Annotated in this window: 29 protein-coding genes, 1 tRNA gene and 1 pseudogene; 20 read left to right on the plus strand and 11 right to left on the minus strand. The window is 69.0% G+C overall.

Annotation, left to right across the window (positions count from 1 at the left end; translation table 11 throughout):
- Window positions 1-76: 76 nt before the first annotated feature.
- Entirely contained in the window at window positions 77-1,114 is a 1,038-nt protein-coding gene (locus AC07PR_RS09180; RefSeq protein WP_495135085.1) for a CDP-6-deoxy-delta-3,4-glucoseen reductase, read from the minus strand.
- 166 nt (window positions 1,115-1,280) lie between these two features.
- Here AC07PR_RS09180 and AC07PR_RS09185 point away from each other — a divergent pair, with 166 nt between their 5' ends.
- Window positions 1,281-2,204, plus strand: a complete 924-nt coding sequence (locus tag AC07PR_RS09185) for an NAD-dependent epimerase/dehydratase family protein (protein WP_495135086.1) — start codon at window positions 1,281-1,283, stop codon at window positions 2,202-2,204.
- Between the two features lie 44 nt (window positions 2,205-2,248).
- On the opposite strand, the gene AC07PR_RS09190 is transcribed toward AC07PR_RS09185, so the two are convergent.
- Window positions 2,249-2,836 carry a rhomboid family intramembrane serine protease gene (locus AC07PR_RS09190; protein WP_377153889.1) on the minus strand — a complete coding sequence of 196 codons (588 nt, stop codon included), beginning with the start codon at window positions 2,834-2,836 and terminating at the stop codon, window positions 2,249-2,251.
- A 279-nt stretch (window positions 2,837-3,115) separates the two neighbouring features.
- Window positions 3,116-3,200 (minus strand) — tRNA-Leu (locus AC07PR_RS09195).
- 155 nt (window positions 3,201-3,355) lie between these two features.
- Here AC07PR_RS09195 and cysM point away from each other — a divergent pair.
- The 3 genes from cysM (at window position 3,356) to AC07PR_RS09210 (ending at window position 5,164) form a co-directional block, all read left to right on the plus strand.
- Window positions 3,356-4,285 carry a cysteine synthase CysM gene (gene cysM, locus AC07PR_RS09200; protein WP_067274271.1) on the plus strand — a complete coding sequence of 310 codons (930 nt, stop codon included), beginning with the start codon at window positions 3,356-3,358 and terminating at the stop codon, window positions 4,283-4,285.
- A gap of 66 nt (window positions 4,286-4,351) precedes the next feature.
- Window positions 4,352-4,879: an NUDIX domain-containing protein gene (locus AC07PR_RS09205; RefSeq protein ID WP_495135087.1), complete on the plus strand. Its 528-nt coding sequence runs from the start codon at window positions 4,352-4,354 to the stop codon at window positions 4,877-4,879.
- Window positions 4,880-4,936: 57 nt separating this feature from the next.
- Window positions 4,937-5,164, plus strand: coding sequence for a sulfurtransferase TusA family protein (locus tag AC07PR_RS09210; RefSeq protein WP_067274265.1), 228 nt, complete (start codon window positions 4,937-4,939; stop codon window positions 5,162-5,164).
- A 103-nt stretch (window positions 5,165-5,267) separates the two neighbouring features.
- Here AC07PR_RS09210 and galU read toward each other — a convergent pair whose 3' ends face one another.
- A complete protein-coding gene (gene galU / locus AC07PR_RS09215) occupies window positions 5,268-6,137 on the minus strand; it encodes a UTP--glucose-1-phosphate uridylyltransferase GalU (RefSeq protein ID WP_377153896.1) in 870 nt (289 codons plus the stop codon).
- Window positions 6,138-6,221: 84 nt separating this feature from the next.
- On the opposite strand from galU, the gene AC07PR_RS09220 reads away from it, so the two are divergent.
- A complete protein-coding gene (locus tag AC07PR_RS09220; RefSeq protein WP_377153899.1) occupies window positions 6,222-7,196 on the plus strand; it encodes an NAD(P)-dependent oxidoreductase in 975 nt (324 codons plus the stop codon).
- On the opposite strand, the gene AC07PR_RS09225 is transcribed toward AC07PR_RS09220, so the two are convergent.
- Complete coding sequence (locus AC07PR_RS09225; protein ID WP_483106969.1) at window positions 7,138-9,996, minus strand: valine--tRNA ligase; 2,859 nt, start codon at window positions 9,994-9,996, stop codon at window positions 7,138-7,140. The two genes, AC07PR_RS09220 and AC07PR_RS09225, sit on opposite strands and share 59 nt — an antisense overlap.
- 422 nt (window positions 9,997-10,418) lie before the next feature.
- On the opposite strand from AC07PR_RS09225, the gene AC07PR_RS09230 reads away from it, so the two are divergent.
- From AC07PR_RS09230 to AC07PR_RS09270, 9 genes are all read left to right on the plus strand, one after another.
- On the plus strand, window positions 10,419-11,168 hold the full coding sequence (locus AC07PR_RS09230; RefSeq protein WP_495135088.1) for a hypothetical protein: 750 nt from the start codon (window positions 10,419-10,421) through the stop codon (window positions 11,166-11,168).
- A complete protein-coding gene (locus AC07PR_RS09235) occupies window positions 11,168-11,491 on the plus strand; it encodes a 4Fe-4S binding protein (protein WP_377153906.1) in 324 nt (107 codons plus the stop codon). The genes AC07PR_RS09230 and AC07PR_RS09235 overlap by 1 nt, the downstream gene beginning before the upstream one ends.
- Window positions 11,469-12,185, plus strand: a complete 717-nt coding sequence (locus AC07PR_RS09240) for a response regulator transcription factor (protein ID WP_495135089.1) — start codon at window positions 11,469-11,471, stop codon at window positions 12,183-12,185. Before AC07PR_RS09235 ends, AC07PR_RS09240 begins: the two co-directional genes overlap by 23 nt.
- The gene (locus AC07PR_RS09245; RefSeq protein WP_483106966.1) at window positions 12,182-13,348 is read left to right on the plus strand and encodes a HAMP domain-containing sensor histidine kinase; all 1,167 of its coding nucleotides are present in this window, start codon (window positions 12,182-12,184) and stop codon (window positions 13,346-13,348) included. Before AC07PR_RS09240 ends, AC07PR_RS09245 begins: the two co-directional genes overlap by 4 nt.
- Before the next feature lie 259 nt (window positions 13,349-13,607).
- On the plus strand, window positions 13,608-14,327 hold the full coding sequence (locus AC07PR_RS09250) for a hypothetical protein (protein ID WP_495135090.1): 720 nt from the start codon (window positions 13,608-13,610) through the stop codon (window positions 14,325-14,327).
- 65 nt (window positions 14,328-14,392) lie between these two features.
- On the plus strand, window positions 14,393-15,076 hold the full coding sequence (locus AC07PR_RS09255) for a response regulator transcription factor (RefSeq protein WP_483106964.1): 684 nt from the start codon (window positions 14,393-14,395) through the stop codon (window positions 15,074-15,076).
- Window positions 15,048-16,565: a sensor histidine kinase gene (locus AC07PR_RS09260; protein ID WP_495135091.1), complete on the plus strand. Its 1,518-nt coding sequence runs from the start codon at window positions 15,048-15,050 to the stop codon at window positions 16,563-16,565. Before AC07PR_RS09255 ends, AC07PR_RS09260 begins: the two co-directional genes overlap by 29 nt.
- A 91-nt stretch (window positions 16,566-16,656) precedes the next feature.
- Complete coding sequence (locus AC07PR_RS09265; RefSeq protein WP_495135092.1) at window positions 16,657-17,001, plus strand: hypothetical protein; 345 nt, start codon at window positions 16,657-16,659, stop codon at window positions 16,999-17,001.
- Between the two features lie 78 nt (window positions 17,002-17,079).
- Window positions 17,080-17,886 carry an N-acyl homoserine lactonase family protein gene (locus AC07PR_RS09270; protein WP_495135093.1) on the plus strand — a complete coding sequence of 269 codons (807 nt, stop codon included), beginning with the start codon at window positions 17,080-17,082 and terminating at the stop codon, window positions 17,884-17,886.
- Between the two features lie 74 nt (window positions 17,887-17,960).
- On the opposite strand, the gene AC07PR_RS09275 is transcribed toward AC07PR_RS09270, so the two are convergent.
- Genes AC07PR_RS09275 through AC07PR_RS09285 form a run of 3 tightly spaced genes read right to left on the minus strand, consistent with a single transcriptional unit; the run spans window position 17,961 to window position 20,433 of the window.
- On the minus strand, window positions 17,961-18,788 hold the full coding sequence (locus AC07PR_RS09275; protein ID WP_495135094.1) for a helix-turn-helix domain-containing protein: 828 nt from the start codon (window positions 18,786-18,788) through the stop codon (window positions 17,961-17,963).
- Window positions 18,789-18,820: 32 nt separating this feature from the next.
- Window positions 18,821-19,552 (minus strand): lipase secretion chaperone, encoded by a 732-nt coding sequence (locus tag AC07PR_RS09280; RefSeq protein WP_495135095.1) that lies wholly within the window; start codon window positions 19,550-19,552, stop codon window positions 18,821-18,823.
- 17 nt (window positions 19,553-19,569) lie between these two features.
- Window positions 19,570-20,433, minus strand: a complete 864-nt coding sequence (locus AC07PR_RS09285; RefSeq protein WP_495135096.1) for an alpha/beta hydrolase family protein — start codon at window positions 20,431-20,433, stop codon at window positions 19,570-19,572.
- Window positions 20,434-20,589: 156 nt separating this feature from the next.
- On the opposite strand from AC07PR_RS09285, the gene AC07PR_RS09290 reads away from it, so the two are divergent.
- The 3 genes from AC07PR_RS09290 (at window position 20,590) to AC07PR_RS09300 (ending at window position 22,096) form a co-directional block, all read left to right on the plus strand.
- Window positions 20,590-21,057 carry a helix-turn-helix transcriptional regulator gene (locus tag AC07PR_RS09290; RefSeq protein WP_495135097.1) on the plus strand — a complete coding sequence of 156 codons (468 nt, stop codon included), beginning with the start codon at window positions 20,590-20,592 and terminating at the stop codon, window positions 21,055-21,057.
- 74 nt (window positions 21,058-21,131) lie between these two features.
- A complete protein-coding gene (locus AC07PR_RS09295; RefSeq protein WP_377153939.1) occupies window positions 21,132-21,545 on the plus strand; it encodes a VOC family protein in 414 nt (137 codons plus the stop codon).
- 173 nt (window positions 21,546-21,718) lie between these two features.
- A complete protein-coding gene (locus AC07PR_RS09300; protein WP_483109261.1) occupies window positions 21,719-22,096 on the plus strand; it encodes a DUF1801 domain-containing protein in 378 nt (125 codons plus the stop codon).
- Between the two features lie 56 nt (window positions 22,097-22,152).
- Here the strand turns inward: AC07PR_RS09300 and AC07PR_RS09305 are convergent, their stop codons facing one another.
- Together AC07PR_RS09305 and AC07PR_RS09310 are read right to left on the minus strand one after the other, a co-directional pair.
- On the minus strand, window positions 22,153-22,572 hold the full coding sequence (locus AC07PR_RS09305; RefSeq protein ID WP_377153941.1) for a VOC family protein: 420 nt from the start codon (window positions 22,570-22,572) through the stop codon (window positions 22,153-22,155).
- A 200-nt stretch (window positions 22,573-22,772) separates the two neighbouring features.
- Window positions 22,773-23,372, minus strand: a complete 600-nt coding sequence (locus tag AC07PR_RS09310) for an alpha-ketoglutarate-dependent dioxygenase AlkB (RefSeq protein ID WP_495135098.1) — start codon at window positions 23,370-23,372, stop codon at window positions 22,773-22,775.
- Window positions 23,373-23,425: 53 nt separating this feature from the next.
- Between AC07PR_RS09310 and AC07PR_RS09315 the strand changes: the two genes are divergently transcribed.
- Window positions 23,426-23,803 (plus strand): hypothetical protein, encoded by a 378-nt coding sequence (locus AC07PR_RS09315; RefSeq protein ID WP_495135099.1) that lies wholly within the window; start codon window positions 23,426-23,428, stop codon window positions 23,801-23,803.
- A gap of 28 nt (window positions 23,804-23,831) precedes the next feature.
- Here the strand turns inward: AC07PR_RS09315 and AC07PR_RS09320 are convergent, their stop codons facing one another.
- On the minus strand, window positions 23,832-24,362 hold the full coding sequence (locus AC07PR_RS09320; protein ID WP_495135100.1) for a gamma carbonic anhydrase family protein: 531 nt from the start codon (window positions 24,360-24,362) through the stop codon (window positions 23,832-23,834).
- 151 nt (window positions 24,363-24,513) lie between these two features.
- Between AC07PR_RS09320 and AC07PR_RS09325 the strand changes: the two are divergent.
- Window positions 24,514-24,834, plus strand: a pseudogene (locus AC07PR_RS09325) (hypothetical protein); the annotation flags it as partial.
- 70 nt (window positions 24,835-24,904) lie between these two features.
- Window positions 24,905-25,909 carry a threo-3-hydroxy-L-aspartate ammonia-lyase gene (locus AC07PR_RS09330; RefSeq protein WP_495135101.1) on the plus strand — a complete coding sequence of 335 codons (1,005 nt, stop codon included), beginning with the start codon at window positions 24,905-24,907 and terminating at the stop codon, window positions 25,907-25,909.
- Window positions 25,910-25,942 lie beyond the last annotated feature (33 nt).

Raw genomic sequence — 25,942 nt, forward strand, 5'->3', positions numbered from 1 at the left:
AGTATGGAGCGTCGCGCCCGGGATGGCACATGTCACGCCGTGAACGCGGGATTGCCGGGGCGCTACGTGGACCGGATCAGCCCGCGTGTTTATCCAATTCGGACGTGAACGCGTCGGCGTAGAACTCTTCGGCGGGCAGGCCGCAGGACGCGACGAAGTCGCGCTGCGCGGACTCCACCATCACCGGCGCGCCGCACGCATAGACCTGGTGCTTCGACAGGTCGGGCAGGTCCGCCATCAGGACCTGGTGGACGAAGCCGGTGCGGCCGGTCCAGCCGTCCTCGGCCTTCGGCTCGGACAGCACCGGCACGTAGGTGAAGCTCGGCATCGCGGCGGCGGTCGCCACGGCCCAGTCGTGCAGGTAGAGGTCGGCCTGGGACCGGCAGCCCCAGTACAGCGTCACGGGCCGGGTGATGCCCTCGTCCTGGATGCGCTCCAGGATCGCCTTGATCGGCGCGAAGCCCGTGCCCGAGGCGAGCAGCACGATCGGCTTGTCGCTGTCCTCGCGCAGGAAGAAGCTGCCGAACGGGCCTTCCATGCGCAGGATGTCCTTCTCCTTGAGCGCGCCGAAGACGTGGTCGGTGAACTTGCCGCCGGGCATGTGGCGGATGTGCAGCTCGATCGCCGGCGGCGTGCCGAGGCGGCTCGGCGCGTTGGCCATCGAGTAGCTGCGTCGCGCGCCGTCGCGCAGGATGAATTCGACGTACTGGCCGGCCCGGTACTGCAGGTTCTGCGTGGCCGGCAGCTGGAGCCTGACCACGGCGACGTCGCCGGCCGGCTTCTCGACGGTGATCACGCGGCTGGGCAGCTTCAGCACCGGGAACTCGCCGGCGCCGGGCACGGTGCGGGCCTCGACGGTGCAGTCCGTCTGCGGCTTGGCGCAGCAGGTCAGGATCAGGCCGGCGGCTTCTTCTTCAGGCGACAGCGCCTTGGTCTGGTGCTCGCCGTGCACGACCTGACCCTCCATCAGCCGGCTCTTGCAGGAACCGCAGGCGCCGTCCTTGCAGCCGTAGGGCAAGCCGATGCCCTGGCGGATGGCCGCGGCCAGCACGGTTTCGTCGTCGTCGACGGTGAAGTTGCGGCCGGCGGGCAGGACGGTGACCTGGAAGCTCATGATGCGGAGTCGGCGCGGGGTGAGGTCCGCGCAATGTCTTGAAGAAAGGGAAGCCAGCCGAAGCGACACGGCCCGCGCGGTCCGCAGACCGGGGCGCGAGCCGTTCGAGCCATGAAGGCGATCTAAACTGGCCCGCCATTTTGCCCCAGCCCCGCTTCGACCCGCCATGTCCGGTGCCAATCCCGCCTCGCCCTCCGTCCACCGCCGCGGCCGCCGCAGCCGTCTGCTGATCGTCGGATGCGGCGATGTCGGGATGCGTGTGCTGCGGCAACTGGCCGGGCGCTGGACGGTGATGGCGTTGACGAGCAGCGCCGCGCGGGTCGATGAACTGCGCACCGCCGGCGCGATCCCGCTGATCGGCAACCTCGACGACGCCGCGACGCTGGGGCGGCTCGCGGGGCTCGCGGACCGCGTGCTGCATCTGGCGCCGCCGGCCGCGCAGGGGCGGACCGACGAGCGCACCCGGCGGCTGTTGCAGGCGCTGTCGCGCTCGGCGGCACCGGCGCATCTGGTCTACGCGAGCACGAGCGGGGTCTACGGCGATTGCGGGGGCGCGCGCATCGACGAGACGCGCCGTCCCAATCCGTCCAATGACCGCGCCTGGCGCCGGGTCGATGCCGAGGACCAGTTGCGCCAGTGGGGCCGCGCGACGGGCGCGCCGGTGACGATCCTGCGCGTGCCCGGCATCTACGCGTTCAACCGCGACGGCGGGCATCCGCGCGAGCGCCTCGGCAAGGGGCTGCCGGTGCTGGCGCGCGAGGACGATGTCTACACCAACCACATCCAGGCCGACGACCTGGCGCGCGCCTGCGTGCTGGCGCTGATGCGCGGCCCGACGCAGCGGATCCTGCACGCGAGCGACGACAGCGAGCTGCTGATGGGCGACTACTTCGAGCTGGCCGCCACCGTGTGCGGCCTGCCGCCACCGTCCCGCGTCACGCGGACCGACGCCTCCAGCGTGTTCTCGCCGATGCAGATGAGCTTCATGAACGAATCGCGCCGGATGGACAACCGGCGCCTCAAGCGCGAGCTGCGCCTGCGGCTGCGCTACCCGACGCCGCGCGAGGGGCTGCTCGCCGTCGAGGACTGAAGAGGGCGCGACGACTGAAGGGAAGGGCCGAGGGCGAGGACGGCTCAGCGCCGGCGGCTGCCGCGCCAGTAGTTGATCATCAGCCAGGCGCCGAGCATGCCGCCCAGGTGCGCGAAGTGCGCGATGCCGCTGCCGCCGGTGATGCCCAGGAACAGTTCGAGCGCGCCGAAGATGGCGACGAAGTACTTGGCCTTCATCGGGATCGGCGGGAACAGCGGCATGATGACCCGGTCCGGGAACAGCAGCCCGTAGGACAGCAGCAGGCCGAACAGCGCCCCGGACGCGCCGACGGTGGGCGCGAGCGATCCCATCAGCAGCGTGAACACCAGTTGCGCCGCGGCGGCGGTCAGCGCGCTGGCCACCAGCAGTTGCGCGTAGCGCTTGCCGCCCCACACCGTCTCCAGCTCGGAGCCGAACATCCAGAGCCCGAACATGTTGAAGAACAGATGGGCGACGCTGCCATGCAGGAAGGCGTAGGTGATCGGCTGCCAGAACTCGAATCTGCCGGAATTCAGCGGCCACAACTCCATCCCGACATTCATCGACGCCAGCGGCGTGATGACGATCGGGAGACAGAACAGGCCCACGCAGATCAGCATGAAGGCCTTGGTCACCGGAGGAATGAAGGGCATGGGGCAGGCGTCTTCAGAAGGCACCGCGGACGGCGCGTTGGGAAGGCGCAATGGACATGAGGTCAAGCCAATGCGTTCGGACCAGTGTAGCCCGGGCATGCGCAAGACCCGACCCGGGCCGCGCACGGCTTTCCCTTCAGCGGGATGACGGGAACCTGACAGAGGCGGCCAGGACGTCCGTGGCGTGGCTTGGCATGCGGAACGGCCTGCCGAAAAACGCGGAACGATTGGAAGAGGAGTCGCGGAAGAGGAGTTGCCAAGACCTGACCACCTGGAGGGTGGTGCCCGGAGCCGGACTCGAACCGGCACACCTTGCGGCGGGGGATTTTGAGTCCCCTGCGTCTACCGATTTCGCCATCCGGGCGTCACGGCAACTTTCTGCGTGCGGAGCCACCGGGGGTGGCCTGCATGATCTGTTTCGGGGTTCGGAAGCGTTGCCGTGGAGGCAACGGTGAGCCACGAAATGAGAAAGACATTATGCCACGCAGGAACACGCCTCCACTGAGAGAATGCATGCTTATGAGTGATGCAAGCGCCTTCGACCCCACGAGCTATCCGACCCTGGAAGACGTCATCGGCAACACGCCGCTGGTTCGGCTGCAACGCATGCTGGGGCCCGAACTGGCGGCGCGCGGCAACGTGCTGCTGGCCAAGCTCGAAGGGAACAACCCGGCGGGCTCGGTCAAGGACCGCCCCGCCATCAGCATGATCCGGCGCGCCGAGGAGCGTGGCGAGATCAAGCCCGGCGACACGCTGATCGAAGCGACGTCCGGCAACACCGGCATCGCGCTGGCGATGGCCGCCGCGATCCGGGGCTACCGCATGGTGCTGATCATGCCGGAGGACCTCTCGGTCGAACGCGCCCAGACGATGAAGGCCTTCGGGGCCGAACTGATCCTGACGCCGCGTTCCGGCGGCATGGAATACGCCCGCGATCTGGCCGAACAGATGCAGCGCGACGGGAAGGGCCGGGTGCTCGACCAGTTCGCCAACAACGACAACCCGCGCATCCACTACGAAACCACCGGGCCCGAGATCTGGCGCGACACCGGCGGGCGTATCACGCATTTCGTCAGCGCGATGGGCACGACCGGCACGATCACCGGCGTGTCGCGTTTCCTGAAGGAGAAGAACCCGGAGGTGCGCATCGTCGGCGCGCAACCGGCCGAGGGCTCGCGCATTCCCGGCATCCGCAAGTGGCCGGCCGCGTATCTGCCCAAGATCTACCGGCCCGAGACCGTGGACGAGCTGGTGCTGGTCGGCCAGTCCGACGCCGAGGACATGGCCCGCCGCCTGGCGCGCGAGGAAGGCCTGTTCGGGGGCATCTCGGCCGCCGGCGCCTGCTGGGTCGCGATGCAGATCGCGCGCCAGGTCTCGAACGCGACGATCGTCTTCGTGGTCTGCGACCGGGGTGATCGATATCTGTCGACGGGCGTCTTCCCGGCCTGACGCCGCGCGGCCAATCAGGGATGATGGCCGCATCGCGACACGCAGGCGCCACCGCGCCCACGCCTCATGAGCTTCCGCTTCTGCCCGCAATGCGCCAGTGAACTGGCATGGATCGAGCTGCCGGAAGACGGCGGCCCGAAGACCCGGCTGCGTTGCCCGAACTGCGACTTCACCCACTGGAACAACCCGACGCCGGTGCTGGCCGCCGTCGTCGAATGCGTCGACCGCGAGGGCCAGGTCTTGCTCGCGCGCAACGCGGCGTGGCCGGGACCGTTCTTCGGCCTGATCACCGGATTCATGGAAGCCGGCGAGTCGCCGGAAGAGGGCATCCGGCGCGAGGTGCTGGAAGAGACCTCGCTGGAAGCGCTGGGCGCGACGCTGATCGGCGTCTACGACTTCCAGAAGAAGAACCAGGTCATCATCGCGTACCACGTGCCGGCGCGCGGCGAGGTCACGCTGTCGCCGGAACTGGTCGAGTACACGCTGACGCCGCCGGAGCAGCTCGAGTGCTGGCCCGCCGGCACCGGCCAGGCGCTGGCGGACTGGCTGCGCGGGCGCGGCATCGAACCGAAGTGGATGGCGCCTCGCGGCTGAGGGGGCTGACTAGAATCCGCTTCATCGCCCCCGGTCATCGGCGGCAAGGACGCTCTCATGGACATTCACAAGGAACTCGACACCCGCGGCCTGAACTGCCCGCTGCCCATCCTCAAGGCCAAGAAGGCCCTGGCGGAGATGGAAAGCGGCCAACTGCTGAAGGTCGTCGCGACGGATCCCGGCTCGACGCGCGACTTCCAGGCCTTCGCGCGACAGACCGGCAACGAGCTGGTCGAGCAGAGCTCGGCGGGCGACGAGTACATCCACGTGCTCAAACGACGCTGAGTCGAAGACATCCCCGGAAATGAAGAAGGCCACGCGATGCGTGGCCTTCGTGCTTCATGACGCGGCAGTGACGGGAAGTCCTGCCGTCAGAAGTTCAGCGCGGTCAGATTTCCAGGGCCTTGAGGTACTCGCGGAAGCTGGCGCCCAGTTCCGGGTGCGCCAGCGCCAGTTCGACGTTGGCCTGCAGGAAGCCTTCCTTGCTGCCGCAGTCGTAGCGCTTGCCTTCATAACGGAAGGCGAAGACCTTCTCGCGGCGCATCAGCGCGGCGATGCCGTCGGTCAGCTGGATCTCGCCGCCGACACCGCGCGGCTGGGTCGCGATCTCGCGGAACACGCCCGGCGTCAGGATGTAGCGGCCGGCCACGCCCAGGCGCGACGGCGCGTCCTCGGGGGCGGGCTTCTCGACCATGTGGGTGAGATCCATCAGTCGGTCGCTGATCGCCGCGCCGGCCACGATGCCGTAGCGCTTGGTGTGCTCGGGCGGCACTTCCTGGACCGCCAGGATGGACGCCTGCCATTCGGCGAACTGGTCCACCATCTGCTTGAGCACCGGCGGCTTGCCGACCATCAGGTCGTCGGCCAGCAGCACCGCGAAGGGCTCGTTGACGACGACGCATTGCGCGCACAGCACCGCATGGCCCAGGCCCAGGGCCTTGGGCTGGCGGATGTAGATGCACTCCATGTCGTCCGGCTTGATCGAATGGACCATCGCCAGCAGTTCCTTCTTGCCGGCGGCTTCCAGTTCGGTCTCGAGTTCGAAGGCGGTGTCGAAGTGATCCGGAATGGCACGCTTGTTACGGCCGTTCACGAAGATCATCTGACGGATGCCCGCCGCGTAGGCTTCCTCCACCGCGTACTGGATCAGCGGCTTGTCGACCACCGGCAGCATCTCTTTGGGCTGCGCCTTCGTGGCGGGCAGAAAGCGTGTGCCGAGTCCGGCAACCGGGAAGATTGCCTTGTTGATGAGGGCCATTTACGTACACTCCGACGGTAATTGCGCCGGCATTCTTGCACGGCGCAGCTGAAAGAAAATCAAACAAACCTCTCCAAACCGCTCATGGCAGTGCTAGTCCTGGAACCGCTGGAGGCTGACGTCCTGGAATGGCTGGCGGAGCGCCACGTCATCCAGGCCGCACCCGATCTGGCGGAGGCGCCGCACGCCTTGAGAGAGCATGTTGCGCAGGCCCAGGCAATTTTCTTGCCCGCCTCGATCGCGCTGGATGCGGAGATGGTCCGGCGCGCGCCTCGCCTGCGTGCCGTGGGCCGCATCGGCGCCGGCGCGGAGAACATCGATCTCGAAGCCTGCCGCGCCGCCAACATCGAGGTCGTGCGTGCGCCGACCGCGGCGGCATCGGCGGAAGCCGAGTTTGTGATCGGCGCGCTGCTGGCACTGCTGCGCCGCGTCCCCGTGCAAGGGGCGGATGGCAACTGGGTGGGACGCGAGCTGGGTTGCGCCACGGTCGGCCTGGTCGGCCTCACGCCGTCGGCGCGCCAACTGGCGACGCTGCTGCCGGCCTTTGGTGCGCGCGTGATCGGTTATGACCCCAGCCTGCACCATGCCGACCCGCTCTGGGGTCAGTGGGGCATCGAACCCTATGGCTTGCGCGAGTTGATGCAGGCCGCCGACGCGGTCAGCGTGCAGCTGGCCTACTTCCCGCGCTACCGCGGCCTGATCGGCGAGCGGGTGCTGAACTTCTGCAAGCCGTCGCAGGTGCTGGTGTCGACCTCGCACTCGGCGCTGTTCGATGAACAGGCGCTGGCCGATGCGCTGCAAGGCGGCCGGCTGCTGGCGGCCTGGCTGGATCTGATGGAGCCCGGCCTCATGGAAGCCGGGCGTCCCTTGCATGGCGTGCCCGGATTGCAGGTCACGCCGCGGATCTCGGCGACGACGCGCGAGTCACGCATGCGCGCCGCGTGGAGCGTGGCGCGGCGGATCTCGGAGATCCTGGCCACGCCCGCCGTCCAGCCTGAGTTCAGGCCGACCCACCCAGGCGCGCTGCCTGATCTTTTAGCCGAGCCACGGTGGCGCTGAAGTCGGCGATGCGCTGACGTTCCTGCTCCACGACGGCCGCCGGCGCGCGCGCCACGAAGCCTTCGTTGTCCAGCTTGGCCTTGGCCTTGGTGATCTCGCCTTCCAGACGGGCCGTCTCCTTGGCGATGCGGGCGCGCTCGGCCTCGACGTCGATCTCCACCTTCAGCGCCAGACGCGCCGCGCCGTGCACCAGCACCGGCGACATCGCGCTCTGCGCGTTGAAGGCGGTCTCGTCCTCGATCAGCTCGACGCTCTGCAGCTTGGCCAGCACCTTCAGCGCGGGCGCCGCCTCGCGCAGGAAGGACAGGTCGCCGCCGGCCAGCAGCGGCACGCGGTCGGACGGGCTCAGGCCCATCTCGCTGCGCAGGCTGCGGCAGGTGCCGACCACCGACTTCAATTGCTCGACCCAGGCCACGGCCTGCGGATCGATGCGCTCCGGCTGGGCGACGGGGTAGGCGGCCGTGACCAGGTACTCGGTGGACTTGCGACCCGCGATCGGGGCGACGGTCTGCCAGAGTTCCTCGGTGATGAACGGCGCGATCGGGTGCAGCAGGCGCAGGATGGTCTCCAGCACCCGGATCAGCGTGCGGCGCGTGGCGCGCTGCGCGGCGTCGTTGCCTTCGGCCTGCGCAGTCTGCAGCTGGACCTTGGCCAGCTCCAGGTACCAGTCGCAGTACTCGTCCCACACGAACGAATAGATCGCGTTGGCGACCTGGTCCAGGCGGTAGTCCGCGAAGCCTTGCGCGACGGCCTGTTCGACCTTCTGCAGCTCGCTGACGATCCAGCGGTCGGCCTGCGAGAACTGCAGGTAGCCGTGGGCGCTGCCGCCGGGGGCGCATTGTTCCTTCGTGTGCTCCACCAGGCCGCAGTCCTGGCCTTGCGTGTTCATCAGCACGAAGCGCGTGGCGTTCCACAGCTTGTTGCAGAAGTTCCGGTAGCCCTCGCAGCGCTTGCTGTCGAAGTTGACGCTGCGACCCAGCGTCGCCATCGCCGCGAAGGTGAAGCGCAGCGCATCGGCGCCGTAGCCGGGGATGCCTTCGGGGAATTCCTTCTCCGTGGCCTTGCGGACCTTGGGCGCGGTCTCGGGCTTGCGCAGGCCCTGCGTGCGCTTGTCCAGCAGCGGGGCCAGCTCGATGCCGTCGATCAGGTCGACCGGGTCGAGCACGTTGCCCTCGGACTTGCTCATCTTCTTGCCCTGCGCGTCGAGCACCAGGCCGTGGATGTAGACGTGCTTGAAGGGCACCTGGCCGGTGAAGTGCGTCGTCATCATGATCATCCGGGCGACCCAGAAGAAGATGATGTCGTAGCCGGTCACCAGCACCGACGACGGCAGGAAGAGGTCCTGCTCCAGCGTCTTGGCCGGCCAACCCAGCGTCGAGAAGGGCACCAGCGCCGACGAGTACCAGGTGTCCAGCACGTCCTCGTCGCGCGTCAGCGGGCCGGTGTAGCCGGCCGCCGTGGCCTTGGCCTGGGCTTCGGCCTCGTCATGGGCGACGAAGACCTCGCCGTTGCTGCCGTACCAGGCGGGGATCTGGTGGCCCCACCACAGCTGGCGCGAGATGCACCAGTCCTGGATGTTGTTCATCCACTGGTTGTAGGTGTTGACCCAGTTCTCGGGCACGAACTTCACCTCGCCGCTGGCGACGACGTCGATCGCCTTCTGCGCGATGGACTTGCCGTCCTTGCCCGGCTTGCGGGTGGCGACGAACCACTGGTCCGTCAGCATCGGCTCGACGATCTGGCCGGTGCGGGTGCAGCGCGGCACCATCAGCTTGTGCTTCTTGACCTCGACCAGCAGGCCCTGGTCCTCGAGCGCCTTGACGATCAGCTTGCGCGCGGCGAAGCGGTCCAGGCCGCGGTACTCGGCCGGGATCTCGTCCATCGTGTCCACGACGGTCGCGTCCAGCGTGAAGATCGTCAGCATCGGCAGCTGGTGACGCTGGCCGACCTGGTAGTCGTTGGTGTCGTGCGCCGGCGTGACCTTGACGACGCCGGTGCCGAATTCCTTGTCGACGTACTCGTCGGCAATGACCGGCACCAGGCGGCCCGTGATGGGCAGCTTCACCTGGCGGCCGATCAGGTGCTTGTAGCGCTCATCCTCGGGGTGGACCATGACGGCGGTGTCGCCCAGCATGGTCTCGGGACGCGTGGTCGCGACGACCAGCGACTCATCGCCCTCGGCCATCGGATAGCGGATGTGCCACAGCGAGCCGTCTTCCTCCTCGCTCTCGACCTCAAGGTCGGAGACGGCGGACTTCAGGATCGGGTCCCAGCTCACGAGGCGCTTGCCGCGGTAGATCAGGCCCTCGTCGAAGAGCTTGACGAAGGTGTCGACGACGACGGGCGAGAGCTTCTCGTCCATCGTGAAGTACTCGTGGCCCCAGGACACCGAGTCGCCCATGCGGCGCATCTGCTGCGTGATGGTCGAGCCGGACTGCTGCTTCCACTCCCAGACCCGGGCGACGAAGTTCTTGCGGCCCAGGTCGTGGCGGTTCTGGCCCTGGCCCTGCAGCTGGCGCTCCACGACGATCTGCGTGGCGATGCCGGCGTGGTCGGTGCCGGGGACCCACAGCGTGTTGTGGCCGCGCATGCGGTGGTAGCGCGTCAGCGAGTCCATGATGGTCTGGTTGAACGCGTGGCCCATGTGCAGCGTGCCCGTCACGTTCGGCGGGGGCAGCTGGATGCTGAACGACGGCTTGGCCGGATCGAGCGTCGGCTCATAAAGGCCCTTGGACTCCCACAGCGGGCCCCAGTGGGCTTCCAGGGACGCGGGTTCGAAGGACTTGGCGAGTTCGGTCATGGGGGCGCTCCGCCGTGAGGCGGTGTCATCTGGGCGAGGGACAAGGTGAGCCGGCGATTGTAGAGGGGCGGGGCCCTGCGACGCCCCTGGCGGGCGGCCGGAGACGGGGGACACCCCACAGGGGGATCAGAGGGGCATCAGAGGGAAGTAGAGGGGGATGACGGGGGATGGCGGCCCGGCGGCGGACCGCGTGTCGAATTCCGACTCCCTGACGCGTCGTGTCAGCAGGGACGCTGTTTCCGACGCCTTTCCTCCGTGCTTCGCCCAGTTCCCCCCTTTGAGGCATTCCCTCGGACAGGGCAACGGCGATACAAAACGAAAAACAGCGATACCGCGGTGAGATGCCCTGGCGAGGGGGCATGGGAATCATGGCGACATGGATTCACCGCCCGGACACCCGGGCTTTACCGAGGAATTGCAACATGCATCTGTTTCGACGCTGGAGCCACCACCATGAACGTCAGCACGCTCACTTCGACCACGATGGTCGTTTCAGTCCTGTCGGCCCTGTGTGTGACGATGGCTACTACGGCCCGCTGCCCGTCACCGGCCCCTGGTACCGCTTCGGCGGTTTCGGCGGCTTCCCCTGGGGGTGGGGCGGTCTTGGATACGGGCATGGCGGTGGGCATGGCGGTGGACATGGACGCGGACACGGTCGCCACGGCCACCACGGTCGCCATGGTCACCACGGCGGTCATGGGTGGGGCGGCTTCGGCGGGGGCCTGGGATCCGATGCCCACCACGCCGGCCGCGGCGAGAGGCTGCAAGCCCGGGCCCGCGCCTTTCTGGACCTGAGCGACAGCCAGGCCGAACTGCTGGAGCGGCTGATCAGCCAGCTCGCCGCGGCGCGGCGCGCGGTCAAGGCGCTGGCGCGCGGCCCGGAGGTTGCCCGCCTCGTCGAGACCGAGAACTTCCGTCGCGACGAGGCGCAGGAGCTCTTCGACGGCCAGATCGAAGCGCTGCGCGCGACCGGTCCGGCGCTGGTCGCGGCCTCCGGCGACTTCTTCGACGCGCTGGATTTCGACCAGCAGCAGATGCTGCGCTTCCTGCTGCGCCGGCTGCGTCGCCGGGCGGGGCGGGGAGAGGGCCGCGACGGACGCGAGGGACGCGATGGCCGCGACGGTCGGGACCGTCCGGTCCCGCGCGACGCCGCCGACGACCGGAGCCTCTGATGGACAGCCGCGACTGCCGGCAGCCCCCCGGGCTGCTGCGGCCGGTCATCGACCGCAACCGCTGCGAAGGCAAGGGCGATTGCGTCGAGGTCTGCCCCTACGGTGTCTTCTCGGTCGGCACCTTGCCGGTGGAACGGCGCAAGGAGCTGAACCTGTTCGGCAAGCTGCGCGGCTACGCGCACGGCTGGCAGCAGGCGTTCACGCCGAACGCCGACGTGTGCCGCGCCTGCGGCCATTGCGTCAAGGCCTGTCCCGAGCGGGCGATCACGCTGGTCCGGCACGGCCACAATGGACGCCACGATGCATCGATTGCTGCTGATTGACGACGACGAGGCGCTGGCCGCGCCGCTGGCGAGCTACCTGGCGCGCTTCGACTTCGCGCTGAGCGCCGTGACGCGGCCGAGCGCCGCGCTCGCGCGCCTGGCCGAGGAGCGCTTCGACGCGCTGATCCTGGACGGCATGCTGCCGGAGATGGACGGCTTCGCGTTCTGCAAGCGCGTGCGCGGCGGGACGGAGCCGTGGCGCGAGATCCCCATCCTGATGCTGACCGCGCGCGGCGACCTGACCGACCGCGTGGTCGGCCTGGAGCTGGGCGCGGACGATTACCTGTCCAAGCCCTTCGAGCCGCGCGAGCTCGCGGCGCGACTGCAGACGATCCTGCGTCGCACGCGACTGTCCCCCGCGGCGGCGGCGGCGCCGGCCGCGACGACATTGCGCTTCGTGGGCCTGGACATCGATACCGCACGCCGACAGGTCACCGTGGCCAGCGGCCCCGTCGAGCTGACGAGCACCGAGTACGAACTGCTCGTGATGCTGGCGCGAGAACCCGGGCGCGTGTTCTCGCGTGACGAGATCCTGAACCAGCTGCGCGGCCAGGAGGCCGACATCTTCACCCGGGCGGTCGACATCCTGGTGAGCCGGATGCGTCGCAAGCTCGAACCGCTGGAGGCGCTCAAGACGCTGCGCAACGCGGGCTACTGCTTCGCGTTGCCGGCCGCGGGCGAGGAGGGCGCATGAACGATCCGCGCCATCCCTACGACCACTGGAACGATCCCCGCCACCATGAGCGGCGGCGCGACGACTGGCGTCGCCGGGAACGGCAGGTCCGGCGCCTGCACAAGCTGGAGAAGATGCGCCGCTGGGCGGAGATGGAGGCCAAGGGCATTCCGTTCCCGCGCGAGCGCGGCTGGCGCTGGCACATGCGGGCGCGCAACCGCTGGCACCAGCGCTGGCATCGGCATCATGCGCATTTCAAGCATTCGCTGGGCGCGCGGCTGATCGCGATCTTCGTCGTGCTGGCCTGTGCCGGGATCGGCATCCTGTGGGCGTCGATGCAGGTCGAGTACGGCCTGCTCTGGGCGATCCCGCTGCTGCTGCTGGTGACAGGTCTTGCCTACGGCGGCATCCGCCACCTGGTGGGGCCGCTGCGCGAGCTGGCGGCGGGGGCGGAAGCGTTCGGGCGGGGCGACCTCGCGCATCGCGTCCCCATCTACCACCGCGACGAGATCGGCGACCTCGCGCACCGCTTCAACCAGATGGCCGAGGACATCCAGGCGATGCTCGACGGCAAGCGCGCGCTGCTGCTGGCGATCAGCCACGAGCTGAGAAGCCCGCTGACGCGGGCGCGGCTGCATGCGGAACTGGTCGACGAGGGCGCTTCGAAAGCGGCGTTGCTGGACGAGCTGGGCCAGATGCGCGAGCTGATCTCGGCGCTGCTGGAGAGCGAGCGCCTGGGCAGCGGCCACCGTGCGCTGCAGGTCAGCGATTGCGACCTTGGCGCGCTGGCGCGGGAGCAGGACCAGCCGGGCGTCGCGCTGCGCGTCGACCGTGACCTGCCCGTGCTGAAGCTCGATCGCATGCGGGTGCAACTGCTGCTGAGAAATCTCGTCCACAACGCCCTGCGGCACAACGACCCGGACGTCGGGCCGGTGATGGTGAGCGTCGAACGTGATGGCGACGGCGCGACGCTCACCGTGCGCGATCACGGGCCGGGCGTGCCGGCGGAGGCGCTGCCGCAGCTCGGCCAGCCGTTCTTCCGCCCCGACGAGGCGCGGGCGCGCAGCGAGGGCGGCGTGGGTCTGGGCCTGTCGCTGTGCCGGCTGGTTGCCGAGGCGCACGGCAGCCGACTGGAGCTGCGCAACGCGCAGCCGGGCTTCGAGGCGGTGGTGAGATTCCCCTGAGCGGCGGGCTCACCCACTCGTGCTCACCCACTCATGCGAGTGGGATCCGGCGATTCGCCTACCGAGACAGGTCGGTCCTCCTGCGAGAACCCGTGTGGCGCCGATGCCAACGATTTCATTGAATCGATTTCATTGATCTTTTCGTGCCAGGTCTTGCGGGTGTCGCAGGAAGATCCCTCTCCCGCGTCGTCAGGCGCGGTCCATGTCATCCCGACGAAGGTGATGTTTATGAATTGATCCGATCTGACTGGAGTGGTCCATGTCCCCGATGTCCTCGTCTTCCTCTTCTCAAGCCAGCCCTTGCGGCGCTTCCAACCCTTCCTTCTCTTCAGCCGCCTCGGCCGCCTCGGCCGCCTCGGCCCGCTTCCGTGTCCCGGCCGGCTTCCACGCCAGCCTCGATGACGAGCTCGACGACGATCCCGGCGCCGACCTCGCCGCGAGGGCGCTCGACGCGATGTCCCTCGATGCGATGTCCCTCGATGCGGGCGCCGGCGGCGGCATGCCGCCTGCGCCGCCCGCGCCGCCACCGGTGTCCGCCGCCGCTTCGGCTCCCCGTCGCGCGAAGACGCTGTTCATGCAGCGCCGCCTGATGGAACTGCGACCGCTGCTGCGCCTGAACGGCGAGGAGTTCGAAGCCTTCCTCTACCAGTCGCGCATGTACCCGACGCTGAGCCGCTTCGCGCCGGGCAACGTCGAGTACTGCGTGCCGCGCCGCGACATCACGGTCGGCGTGGCGATGAAGACGCTGCGCGAGCGCATCGAGCATGCCGCGGTCATCGCCGAGCTGGTCTGCCGCCTCAAGCGCGACGACGACGAGGAGGGTGCGCTGTGCAACGACGACGAAGCGGTCGTGGCCACCGCCGCCATCCGCGACGACCTGCGCGAGGCGCTGGGCATGCTCGGCGTCTACGAGCAGGCGATCCGCGACGGCGTGCCGGTGGTGCAGTACCACGAGCCCGTGGAGGACGAGGCCCGGTAAGCCGCGGGTAAGTCGGGGGAACGGAGGATGCGCCCTTAACATCCGCATTTCCGCCCCCGCTGCCCATGAACCGAATCGCCCTGGTCGAGGACCACGTCCGGCTGGCCGGCCTGATCCGTCAGGCCCTGCAGGCCGCCGGCATTCCGACCGATGTCTTCCACGCGATGGAAGCCGCCTGGGTCGCGCATCGCGACGTCGGCTACGCGGCGCTGGTCATCGACCGGGGCCTGCCGGACGGCGACGGCCTGTCGCTGGTCAAGCGCCTGCGCGCCGCGCATCAGGGCACGCCGTGCCTGATGCTCACGGCGCGCGACGCGCTGCACGACCGCATCGACGGACTCGAATCCGGCGCCGATGACTACCTCGCCAAGCCCTTCCCGATGGAGGAGCTCGTGGCGCGCGTGCGGGCGCTGATGCGCCGGTCCGTGGCGGTACGGCCGTCGCGCGCCGTCTTCGGCGACATCGAGGTCGTCATCGAGGAGGCGCTGCTGGTGCGCGGCGAGGTCTCGGTGGCGCTGGCGCCGGCGGAGCTTCAGATCGCGATCGCGCTGGTGCAGCAGCAGGGGCGCACGGTGCGGCGCGCGGCGCTGGAGGCGGCGGCCTGGGGCCTGTCCGAGGCGGTGACGCCGAACGCGCTCGACGTCGCGCTGCATCGCCTGCGCAAGAAGCTGAATTCCCTCGGCTCGGCGCTGCGCATCGTCAATCTCAGGAACCACGGGTATGCGCTTCAAGATGCGGTGGCCGAATAGCCTGCGCAACCGCGTGCTGGCGGTGCTGGGGGCCAGCATGGTGCTCAGCGCGGTACTGGTGGGCGTGGCGTCCATGGTGCTGTGGGAGCCGTTCACGCGCTGGGTGCTGCGTGACCAGATCGAGGACAACGGTGATGCACTGGCGCGCAATCTGCGCTTCGATGCGCAGGGCTGGCCGGTCGGCATCAACGAGAAGGCGATCGAGCCCTGGGTCTTCGACAGCCTGCGCAACGAGGTCATGTTGCGCGTGGCCGACCGCGAGGGCCGGGTCGCGTATGCCCCCGACGGATTGAAGACCACGTTCGCACCGGACTGGAAGCCCTTCGAGCCGCGACGCCAGTCCTTCACCTTCCACCGCAACGGCGTGGCGATGCACGCGGCCACCGTGCCCTACGACCATGCCGGGCGCCGCTGGTACATCCAGTTCGCCGTCACCGATCGTCTGGTGCTGCTGATGCGGAAGTCGATCGGTTTCGACGTGTTCCGGCAGGGGGTGATCGCCCTGGGCGCGACCTTCGTGCTGGTGTTCCTGATCACGATCCACGTGGCGCTGCGGCAGGCCTTGCAACCGGTGCGGGAAGCCTCCAGCGCCGCACGCCGCATCGAACCGCGCACGCTGGCCGACCGGCTGCCGGCGGCGGGTCAGCCGCGGGAACTGCGCCCGTTGATCGAGGCCTTCAACGCGGCGCTGGACCGCCTGCAGGGCGGCTTCAGGACGCAGCAGGAGTTTCTGTCGAATGCCGCGCACGAACTGAAGACGCCGCTGGCGCTGATCCGCGCGCAGGTGGAGCTGGTCGAGTCCGGCGCGTGGCGCGACCAGGTGCTGGACGACATCGACCGCGTCGCGCGGCAGGTGCAGCAACTGCTGCTGCTGGCGGAGGCCAGCGAGCAGCGCAACTACCGCGTCGAGGCGATCGATCCGACGCCGGCACTGCGTGAGGTCTTCGAGTTCATGGAGCGCGTGGCCGCGAGGCATGACGTGACCCTGGGCCTGCACGTGAGCCCGTCGCTGCGCTTCTGGCGGGCGGATCGCGGGGCGCTGTTCACGCTGCTGAAGAACCTGCTGGAGAACGCGATCCAGCACAGCCCGCGCGAAGGCGTGGTCACGCTGATGGCGGGGCCGGACGGCTTCGCGGTCGCGGACCAGGGCAAAGGCGTGGCCGAGCGGGACCTGCCGCGCATCTTCGAGCGCTTCTGGCGCGGTGCCGACCGGCGAGAGCAGGGGGCCGGCCTGGGGCTGTCGATCTGCACCGAGATCGCGGCGGCGCACGGCTGGCGCTTGAGCGCGCATCGGCGGATACCAGGGCCGGGGCTGGAGCTGCGGTGCGCCATGACGGCGGCGACCGATGCCTGGCCAGACCGAGGGGCTGCGCCAGCGATGCCCGGACGCGGCATCGAGCCACCGACGGCGCCGGAGGCCACCGCGAGCCCCTCGGGCGCCGGGGTCCAGGCGGGCTACTCGCAAGCCTTGGCGCGCGCGTTGTTCTGAGCGGGGGCTGCCGACCGTCTGGTGGATTGACGGCCATGCCGCCCGCGGCTCAATAATCCTGCCGCGAAAAGAACCTTCAGGGAATCAAGGCGTGCAGCACTTTCACCGATTCAATGTTGCCCGAAGCGCAACGGCCATCGCGATCCTCTTCGGCCTGTCTGCTTGCCAGACAGTGCAGCCCGAGGAGGACTCGATGCTGACGGCGGATGCCGTCTCCGTCTTCAGGACCGAGCAGGACGCGGCGGCGGTGGCCTCCGGCCATCCTGGCGCCGTGCCCCGGATGATCGCCCGCGAGTCGGACCTGGTGGTGATCGGACGACGGACCTGTGACGCGGGCGCAGTGCAGGTCAAGGCGCCGGACGGGTTGATGGGATGGTCCGTGGCGACGTCGCTCAAAAGCGCCGGACCCTGTCCGCTTCCCGGTGTGACTGGCTGACGGATCGACTCGTCCGTGACTGACCCGGCACACGCCGGGCTGCTTCGTGGCTATCATCGCCGCGATCAAGGAGACGACATGACCACACGCTTCTGGATGGCGCTCACCGCGGGCGCACTCTTGGCCCTGACTTCCCTGTCTGCGGCGGCTCAGGAGGTCACGTTGACGCGGCTCGATTGCGGCAACGGGACCAACGACCCTCGGCGCTTCAGCGACACCTTCGCCTACACCGAGACGAGCAAGCCCTTCACCTTCAGCTGCTACGTCATCCGGCACGGCTCGGACGTGATGGTCTGGGACACCGGCTACCTGCCGGGCTCCGCGCCCAACGCGACCAACAAGCCGCTGGGCGATCTGCTCAAGCAGATCAAGGTCGATCCGGCCGACGTGAAGTACGTGGGCATCAGCCACTTCCACGCCGATCACACCGGTCAGGTGAGCCTGTTCAAGAACGCGACGCTGCTGATCGGCAAGGCCGATTGGGAAGCCATCAACGCGACGCCGCCCGTGGCCGGCGCGAACGCCAAAGGCTTCGCCGAGTGGATCGCCGAGAAGCGCAAGGTCGAGCCGCTGAGCGCGGACAAGGACGTCTTCGGCGACGGCACCGTCATGGTCCTGCGCGCACCGGGCCACACGCCGGGGCACAGCATCCTGCTGGTCCGCCTCAAGGAGATGGGGCCGGTGATCCTCAGCGGCGATTCCGTCCACTTCCACGAGAACTACGAGCACGACGGCGTGCCCGGCTTCAACGACGATCGCGCGCAGACGCTCGCCTCGATCCAGCGCGTCAAGCAGATCGAGAAGAACCTCAAGGCGACGGTCATCATCCAGCACGACCCGCGCGACATCGGCAAGCTGCCGGCCTTCCCGGCGGCAGCGAAGTAACGGCTTCGGAGCGCCGAGGCCGAGGCTGAAGCCAGGGCCGAAGCGCTCCGGATCGAGCCTCGCTCAAGCGCCGCTCAAGCGCCGCTCAAGCCCTGCGCCAGGCTGACCTGCTGCCGCCAGGCATGGTCCACGCGACCGTCCTGCGTGCTGCGGTGCTCCGCGAAGTAGCGCGACGGGCAGTCGCCATAGCAGCGCATCCACACCTTCGCCAAGTGGGCGGAGTCGGTGAATCCCGACGCCTGCGCGATGGCGGTCAGGGCGCGTCCGCTGCCGAAGAACATCGCTGCGCGCTGGATCTTCACCGCCAGCGCGTATTGCCGCGCGGAGATGCCCAGCGATCGCAGGAAGCCGCGCGACGCCTGCGCGGCGGTCATGCCGACCGGCGCGCCGAGCGCGGCCAGATCCTGTGCGGGGTCGAGCCGGAGGCCCGCCATCATCTGCGCCACGCGCGGATCGAGCGGCCGATGCGGCGCGACGCTGTCCGCCACGCTGCCCACCAGCATCTGCACCGACGCCCGCAGCCGCCGTCCGCTCAAGGCATCGCGGGCAAAGGCGGCGGCGCAGTCCAGCAGGCCCGCGAAGTCCTGGTCATCCAGCACCCGCACCGGCGCGCGATCCGGCCAGCGGCTGAAGGTGTTGTAGCGCGGGTGGGACGGCTCGAGGTCGATCAGCACGACCGGCTGCCCGCCGGAGTCGATGGCGCGCGATGCAAACGGACGCACCGCCACCAGGCGGCCTTGCCAATGCTGCCCGTCGACGCTGACGCTCAGCGGTTGCGGCGTCAGCGCGCAGGCCAGCGTCACCGAGTGCCGCCGCACCCGCGAGCGCACGGCGCCGCTCGCGTAGATGAAGCTGTCGCCCAACAGGCCCAGGCGAGGGCCGACGAAGTTGCCAGACATCATGGCGGCATGCTGCGTCCTGCGACGCCGCCGCGTCAAGGCTGAACCGTGCCGCGCTCCTGGTCATAGCGGACCTGCGCGCGCATGGCCTTCTCCTCCATGCTGCGCGCCGTCGAGGTGTCCTCGCGCATGAGCTCCAGGATGCGACGCGCGACGGCGTCGTCCTGCGCGAACATCTGCTGGGCCGCTTCCTCGCCGAAGTGGGCGGCTCGCAGCGCCTGCATCGTCCGCAGTTGCGCCAGTCCCTCTTCGGGCACCAGCGGCGCCTGGCCCGGCGGGAATGCGGCGGCCTGGGCGGTCTGGTAGGCCTCGAACTGCGCCACCAGTTCGCGGGCGCGCGCGGCGGCCGGCGCCGGCAGGCCGGCGAGTTCGGCCTCCATGCGGGCGGCCAGCGCATCGCCTTCGTTGAGCGCCAGCATCGATTCGGCGCGCAGGCGCATCGGCTGGTCGACGACGAGCCGCCCCCGTGCATCGGTACGGAACACGCGTTGCGGCTTCCCATCAAGACCTGGCACCGCTGCGGGCAATGGGACCGCGGCGCCCGCGGCGCCCGCGTCGACCGGAACTCGGGCCGACGCTGTCGGCGTGCCGACGGCCTCGGAAGCGGCGGTCGAGCGGGACCAGGGGAATGCCGTCTTCGGGTCCTCGACGACCGCCGGCGCGTGAGCGCCGGCGGCCAGCCAGGCGAGGAGGGCCACGGCGCCGAGGCCGGCGGCGAGGGCCAGCGCGACGCGCCGACCCCGTTTGCGATCGGACATGTGCGACATGGCGTCCTCCATCGGGCTCAGTAGGGGCAGTTCTGGTTGTAGCGGTCGAAGACCAGCGCGGTCGCGTAGGCCGTGTGCGGCGCGCCGCACAGGAACGGCGAGTAGCGCGTGTCCGCGTCCACGAAGCGCTTCATCCAGGTCACGCCGTAGCGGCCGATCGGCGTGTTGGTGCTGTTGGGCGTGAAGTGGGTGGCGCCGTTGAGCTCCGCATAGGCCTTGAAGGTCGTGGCCGGCAGGCTGGCGTAGAAGGGCCGCGCATGCACGGCCACCGAGGCCACCGTGTCGCCGTCGGCGCCGACGATGAGTGTCGGCACCCGCACCTGGGTGAAGCTGGTGCTGAGGTTCCACGGCGTCAGCGGCAGCGCGGCCTTCAGCGTCGGGTTGTCCTCGGCCGCGATCAACGCGCCGCCGCCGCCCATCGAGTGGCCGGCCACGGCCAGCCGCGTGCTGTCCACGCGGCTTCTCACGGTGCTGCTGGCGCTGTTGACCACGTGGTTGAGCGCCGCCATCAACTGCGTGGCGCGACTGGCGGGCTGGTCCAGCGTCGTGTTGGTGTTGATCGTGATCACCACCAGGCCGTGGGTGGCCAGGCGGCGGCCGAGCCAGGCGATGCTGGATTCGGTGGCGGTGAAGCCGGGGCTGATGGCGACCACGCCGTAACGGCCGGCGGTGGTGGGGTAGTAGATGGTGCCGCCGCCGAAGCCGCGTGCGAGCGTCACGTTGCTGGTCGCGACCGCGAAGGATCCCGAGGTGGCGTTCAGGCTGGCGGAGGTGGGGTCGGGACCGATCTGGGCCGAGGCGCTGCCGGCCGCGAAGGTGGCGAAGGCTGCGCACAAGGCTGCGGTCCGCCAGGCGGTCCGCAGCGAAGCTGGCTGAGTCATGGTGTCTCCCTTGATGAGGTGCCGCGGTGCGAGATGCACCGGGCCAGCCCAGTCTAGGAAGCGCACCGTCGGAGTGCCTTGTATGCATCCGGGGGAGGCACCCCCTAGGATCGTTGAGGGAAAACCCTGGGCGGATCTCGCCGCTAGGATGCCGGAATGCCCACCGTCGCCCCTGAGGTCGCAGCCACGCCCGACGCCTCCAGCACCCGCCTGCGCGACCTCGCGCGCCTGCGGCGCGTGCGTGACCGCATCGACCGCGAGTACGCCCAGCCGCTGGACGTCGAGGCGCTCGCGTTGGGCATCGGCATGTCGTCCGGGCACCTCAGCCGGCAGTTCCGGCTGGCCTACGGCGAATCGGTCTACGCCTACCTGATGACCCGCCGCATCGAGCGCGCGATGGCGCTGCTGCGCCGCGGCGACCTCAGCGTCACCGAAGTCTGCTTCGAGGTCGGCTGCTCGTCGCTGGGCACCTTCAGCACGCGCTTCACCGAGCTGGTCGGCATGCCGCCGAGCGTCTACCGCCGCGACTCGGCGGCCGAGGCCGAAGGCCTGCCGTCCTGCGTCGCCAAACAGGTGACGCGTCCGATCAGGATTCGAGAAGCGCCGGAGAAGACGTCCCCCTAGACTGTCTTCCAAGGGTCCGGACCCCGGCGGCGACGGCCGCCGACCTCTCTGACACCACCCATCTGGAGACACGCATGGACATCACCATTCATTCGACCTTCCTGCCGCACGCGGACGCCGAGGAGTCGCTGGCCTTCTATCGCGACGGTCTGGACTTCGAGATCCGCAAGGACGTCGCCTTCGGCGGCAACCGCTGGATCACGATCGGGCCGAAGGGCAAGCCGGACACGTCCATCGTCCTGTTCCCGCCCAACGCCACGCCCGGCCTCACCGACGAGGAGAAGCGCACCGTCGCCGAGATGATGGCCAAGGGCACCTACGCGATGCTGCTGCTGGGCGCGAAGGACCTGGACGCGACCTTCCAGCGCCTGCAGTCGCGGGACGCGGAGATCGTGCAGGAACCCACCGACCAGCCCTACGGCGTGCGCGACTTCGGCGTGCGCGACCCGGCGGGCAACATGATCCGTATCCAGCAGCTCAAGAACTGACCCCGGAGACTCGAATGCCCAGCACCACCGATCCGAAGAAGAAGCCCTTGACCGGCGCCGCCAGGCACGCCGCGAAGTACGTGGCGAAGAAGGCGGTCACGCCGGTCGCCAAGAGCACCTTCAGGAGCGCCGCGCCCAGCGACGACAACGTGCCTGGCGTGGACGCTTCCAAGATGATCGATGCCCGCATCGCGGAGCTCGGCGACTGGCGCGGCGAGTTGCTTGCGCGGCTGCGCCAGCTCATGAAGGAGGCGGTGCCGGGTGTCGAGGAGACGTGGAAATGGCGTGGCACGCCGGTGTTCGAGCACAACGGCCAGATCTGCACCGGCGAGACCTACAAGGAGGTCGTGAAGATGACCTTCGCGAAGGGCGCGAAGCTGGCGGATCCGGGCAAGCTCTTCAACTCGAGCCTCGACGGCAACGCGCGCCGCGCCATCGACATCCGCAAGGGCGAGAAGATCGACGAGACGGCGCTGAAGGCGCTGTTCAAGGCGGCCGCGGCGCTGAACAACGCGGCCGCCAAGCCGAAGAAGGCCAAGCCGGCGGCTTGAGGCCGCCGGCTCGGTGCTTCAGCTGTCAGCCGTTGTCACCGGTCAGCCGTCGGTCTTCAGGCCTGCTGACTCGCGAAGGTCCTGCGGAACTCCGGCGCCGCGTCCTCGCGGGTGTTGACCTCGAGCATCAGCCGTCCCGGCATCCAGCAGAAGAAGCGCGAGCCGCGCGCATGCGAGATCAGCTCGGTCTCCATTGGCACGCCCGCGCCGAGCATGTCGGCGTGGATGCGCTGCAGATCCGTCAGCGTCGAGACCTCGACCCCGATGTGGAAGTTGCCGGGCCAATGGATGTCGCGATCGCGGGCGTCCTCGATGACGATGTCGAGGGCGTCCTTCTTCACGACGCGGCTGCTGCCCATCGAGAGCACGGCGAAGCCGAGGAAGTGTTCGAAGAACGCGGCGGTCGCGGGAACGTCGTGGGAGGGGAAGCTCAGATGGTTGAGCGTGGAACGGACCGTGGTGGTGTGCGTGGTCATGAAATGCCTATGCGCAAGCCGGCACGACGCTGAGGCGTCGGAATGCCAGTGGGGTTGCGCGTTGGCTGACGTAAACGCTTACGGCCCGGTGCCAGGGTGATGGCTGCGGAGCGGTTGTCATCGTAGTGGCGCCGCGCGAACGCGGTCAAGCGCGAGGATGTCGAGCGGCCCGTCGTCGTGCGATCAGCGGATGAGCGCCTTCATCGATCCCGCCGCGCCGTCCGGAACGTGATCGACCAGCGCAGCCGTTCCACCGGCGCGACGCTGTGCTGCCACGCCCATCGCGACGGTCCTCGCAGCGCGTAGATCGATCGCGGCTCGACGCTCACCTTGATGACGTCGGCGCGCTTGGGCGCATCGGGCGGGTAGGGGCGGAAGCGCAACGTCGCTGCCGCGCCCAGCGAGACGCCGAAGACCTCCTCGAAGTCCGGCACATCGCGATGCCAACCCAGCGGCGTGCCGGGCGAGTACTCGGCCACCAGCGTGTGCACCAGAGCCTCCGGCGCAATACCTGCCCATTCCGCGACACGCTGCCGCAGTGGCTCCAGTTCCTCGATGAGCGCCTGTGCCGGGCGCAGCCGGTTGGTGTCGTAGTCGAAGCTGCCGCCGTAGCTGATGACGCGGCGCCGCGCGGTGTACGCCTTGTACTGCGCGGCCTCCAGCGGCAGCGAGCGGATGAGCTCGATCAACGCGCTTTCCTCGCCCGACGACAGGAAGCCCGAACGATACGTCATGCCCTCGGGCAGCGCGTCGGCGGGCGGGTCGAGATCGAAGAGGGAGGTCTGATCGGCGGGGGCCATGCGGCAGTGTTCCGGCAGGTCAAAATCCGCCGCTGTCGACACAGGGAGGACGCATGACCGAAGCAGTCATCAAGAAATCATTCTGGCGCGAGTGGGGCATCCTGATCGGGTTCGCGGTCTTCGCGGTTGCGGCGATCGGCGCGTTCCGCATGTGGACCGAGCACAAGGCCGGACAGCCGATCGTCGAGCCGTACAAGCGGTACCTCACCGAGCTCGCCGCGGCCTCGCCGGGCGCGGCGAAGTTCCTCCAGCAATATCGCGCCGTGCACCGCCGGGACAGCGTCGCCTCGATGCATTACCCGCACATGTGCGGCGCCATGACCCGCATCGCTGAACAGGAGGGCGTGGATCCCGAACGGATCGATCCGGGACAGGCACCGACCTGCAGCCATCTGGGCAAGCTCATGCCGGAGGAGCTGGTGATCCCGTGAGGCGCCGAGCGCCCGGCAGGGCCCTGCATCAAGCGCCCAGGTAGTTGTCCTTCACCCGGATGTAATGCTCGGCGGAGTACTTCAGGTAGGCGATCTCGTCGGCGGTCAGTTCGCGCACGGGCATCGCCGGTCGGCCGATGTAGAGGTGGCCGCTTTTGAGCACCTTGCCCGGCGACACCAGGCTGCCGGCGCCCAGCATCACGCGGTCTTCGATGACGACGTCGTCCATCACGATGCTGCCCATGCCGATCAGGCATTCGTTGCCGATGCGGCAGCCGTGCAGGATGACGGAGTGACCGACTGTCACGTGGTCACCGATGATCAGCGGCGAGCCTTCCGGCTTCTTCGGGTTCTTGTGCGAGACGTGCCCCATCGTCAGGTCCTGCACGTTGGTGCCGGTGCCGATCACAATGCGGTTCACGTCGCCCCGCAGCACCGCGTTGCACCAGACCGAGCTGTCGGGACCGAGGGTCACGTCGCCGATCACCTGGGCGGATTCATGGACGAAGACGCGCTCGGCGAGCACCGGGGCGGTATCGAGGTAAGGGGACAGCGGCATGGCGGGCGAGGGCGGGCAGCGGAAGAAGAAGGCCATTGTCGCGGCGTCGAAGAAGACCGCCGCGAAGCCTGCGGCCAAAACCACAGCCAAGCCGGCTGCGAAACCGGCTGCCAAACGGCCGGCGAAGCCCGCCGCCAAGGCGCCGCGCGAGAAGCGCCATCACCACTACGTCTACGTCGTCGAGCTCGCCGACCAGGTCTGGAACGAGCCGCGCTTCCGCAAGTCGAATCCGGACTATCGGCTCGGCATGCCCTTCGTCTACGTCGGCATGACGGGGCTCGATCCCGACCTGCGCTTCGACAAGCACAAGGCCGGCATCCAGTCCAACCGCTTCGTCTTCGACTACGGCCTGCGCCTGCTGCCGCAGCTGTACGAGGTCTACAACCCCATGCCCTATGAGGCCGCGCGGGAGATGGAGGTGGAGCTCGCCATCGGCCTGCGCGAGGCCGGGTACGGGGTCTGGCAGGCCTGAATGGCCGGTCCGACGCTGTTCCGATACAGCCCTGCGGCATGATGGCCCGGCCCTTCGTTCAGGAGCAGAGATGACCGCCACGTCCCCCGCCGCCGCCACGCCCGTGGCGCTCCCGACCTACGCCGACGTCGAGGCCGCCGCCCGCCGCATCGACGGTCAGGCGCATCGCACGCCGGTGCTGACCTCGCGCACCGTCGACGAGCTGCTCGGCGCGCAGGTGTTCTTCAAGTGCGAGAACTTCCAGCGCATGGGCGCCTTCAAGTTCCGCGGCGCGTTCAACGCGCTGTCGCGCTTCACGCCGGAACAGCGCCGCTTCGGCGTGGTGACGTTCTCGTCCGGCAACCATGCGCAGGCCATCGCGCTGTCCGCGCGGATCCTCGGCATGCCGGCGACCATCGTCATGCCCAAGGACGCGCCCGCGGCCAAGATCGCTGCCACGCGCGGCTACGGCGGCAACGTCGTCCTTTATGACCGCTACTCCGAGGACCGCCAGCAGATCGGCCGCGACCTGGCCGAGAAGCACGGCCTGACCCTGATCCCGCCGTTCGACCACCCCGACGTGCTGACGGGGCAGGGCACCGCCGCCAAGGAGCTGTTCGACGAGGTCGGCGCGCTCGACGCCGTCTTCACGCCGTTGGGCGGCGGCGGCCTGCTGTCGGGCACGGCGCTGTCGACGCGCGCACTCTCGCCGAAGGCGACGCTGTACGGCGTCGAACCCGAGGCGGGCAACGACGGCCAGCAGTCGTTCCGCAGCGGCGCCATCGTCACCATCGACACGCCCCGCACCATCGCCGACGGCGCGCAGACGCCCCACCTGGGCGACATCACCTTCGCGCTGATCCGCCAGCACGTCGACGACGTCCTCACCGCGACCGACGCGGAACTGGTCGACGCGATGGGCTTTTTCGCGTCGCGGATGAAGATGCTGGTCGAGCCGACCGGCTGCCTGGGTTTCGCCGCCGCGAAGGCGATGAAGGATCGATTGAAAGGCCAGCGCGTCGGCATCGTCATCAGCGGGGGCAACGTCGACATGGCGCGCTTCTGCGAGCTCGTCGGCGCCGCCGCGGGGGCTTGACCGGGGGGGCGCTGGGCGCTCCGCGTTACCGTC

This window comes from Roseateles sp. GW821-FHT09H11 (assembly GCF_059415845.1).